The organism is Methylobacterium sp. WL18 (genome assembly GCF_008040015.1).
GTDB classification, from domain to species: domain Bacteria; phylum Pseudomonadota; class Alphaproteobacteria; order Rhizobiales; family Beijerinckiaceae; genus Methylobacterium; species Methylobacterium mesophilicum.
Genome location: NZ_VRVD01000776.1, coordinates 1 through 1,962, shown reverse-complemented (window position 1 = coordinate 1,962; position 1,962 = coordinate 1). Strand labels below are relative to the sequence as shown.

Annotated in this window: 1 protein-coding gene; it reads right to left on the bottom strand. The window is 73.7% G+C overall.

Going from position 1 to position 1,962, the window contains the following annotated elements; all coding sequences use genetic code 11:
- Window positions 1-1,627 (bottom strand): molybdopterin-dependent oxidoreductase (locus FV228_RS28160; RefSeq protein WP_147857504.1); only part of this gene is annotated, 1,627 nt, incomplete at its 3' end.
- Between the last annotated feature and the right edge of the window lie 335 nt (window positions 1,628-1,962).

The following is a 1,962-nucleotide window of genomic DNA, read 5'->3' as shown; positions in this document are numbered from 1 at the left end:
TGCCGGCGGCGCGCGGACCGAGCGCCGACCAGTCCGGCCCGAACCGGAAGCGCCCGTCCGGGTGGCCGAAGCCGGTGAGGAAGTGGCTCTCGGCGAAGTCCGGCTGCGCGTCGATCCAGCGCTCCCGCTCCAGCCGGTCGAGGCCGCCCCAGCCGGAGCGGGCCAGGGTCGCGTCGGCGAGATCCCGGGCGTTCAGGTCGAAGCCCGGGTGTTCGGCCCCCAGCCGGCCGGCGAGGGCGGCGATCAGGTCGTGGTTGGAGCGGCATTCCCCCGGCGGCGGCAGGAGCGCCGGCCCGGACTGGATGTGGCTGTGCCCGCCGGCCCCGTAGATGTCGTCGTGCTCCAGGAAGGTGGTCGCCGGCAGGACGAGGTCGGCGAGCGCCGCCGTCTCGGTCATGAACTGCTCGTGCACGGCCACGAACACGTCCGGCCGCAGCAGCCCGGCGCGCACCCGGTTGCTGTCGGGGGCCGAGGCCGCAGGGTTGGCCGACTGGATCAGCATCGCGCGCACCGGCGGCCCGCCCTGCAGCGCGTCGGGATCGTCGGCCAGGATCGCGCCGATCCGGCTCATGTCGAGGTCGCGCACCCCCGGGGCCTTGGCGTCGAGGCCCTCGGTCAGGGTCTTGTCCCAGTTGAAGATCGCGGCGTTCTGCCAGAGGGCGCCGCCGCCCTCGTGCTGCCAGGCGCCGGTCACGGTGGGCAGGCAGGTCACCGCGTGCAGGTTGACCGCGCCGTTATGCGTCCGGGTGAAGCCGAAGCCGCAGCGGATGTAGCTGCGCGGCGTCGAGCCGTAGAGCGCCGCGAAGGCCTCGATCTCGGCGACCGTGAGGCCGGTGATCGCGGCCGCCCAGGCCGGATCGCGCGTGGCGAGATGCGCCTCCAGCGCCGCCGTGTCCTCGGCATGGGCCGTCAGGTAGGCCCGGTCGGCGTGGCCATCGCGGAACAGCACGTGGAGCACCGCGCAGGCCAGCGCCCCGTCGGTGCCGGGCCGGGGGGCGAGGTGGAGGTCGGCTGCCGCGGCGGTGCCGGTGCGGTAGGGGTCGATCACCACCAGCTTGGCGCCGCGCGTCTTGCGGGCCCGGCTGATGTGGCTCATCGCGTTGACCTGGGTGCTCACCGGGTTGCCGCCCCAGACCACGATCAGGTCGGAGAGCGCCATCTCCCGCGGGTCCGGGCCCGCGATGCGGCCGACACCGGCGCTCCAGCCGGCGATGGCGATGGCGGTGCAGATGGTGCGCTTGCGCCGGGAATAGCCCATCACGTGGGTCAACCGGTGGATGCCGTCGCGCTGGACGAGGCCCATCGTGCCGCCGGAATTGTACGGCCAGACCGCCTCCGGGCCGTGGCGCCCGGCGGTCTCGCGGAAGGCAGCGGCCAGCCGGTCGAGGGCCGCGTCCCAGGAGATCGGCCGCCACCGGCCGCCGCCCTTGGCGCCGACCCGTTCCAGCGGCTGGAGGATCCGGTCCGGGTGGTGGACCCGCTCGCCGTAGCGGCTGACCTTCGCGCAGATCACCCCGGCGGTGTAGGGGTTGTCGCCCCCCTTCACCGAGACGACGCGGCCCTCCGCCACCTGCACGTCCAGGCTGCAGGCCGAAGGGCAATCGTGCGGGCAGACGGTCCGGGCCAAGCGACGCACTCCGTGGTGGTGTCTCGCGGTGATGGCCGGGATGATGCAAGCGCCGTGCTTTTTTGAGGCGGCCGCACGCGAAGGCCACGCGCAGTCTGCGATCCGTCCCCGCGGCTTCCCCGCCGGCCGCCGAAGAATCCGGCCCGGTCCTTCGCAGGAACGGCCTTCATCCTGCCGGATTGCCGGTATGGTCTCGCAGCCCGGATCCGCTTTAACCCACGATTGTGCCGTTGCCCGAAGAGTTCGCTCAAGGCTTGCGCCGCGCCGGCTGGCTCGCCGGCCTGCCCGCGCTCGCGCTGATCTGGGCCGGCGCGACGCTGTTCGCGACCCCGCAG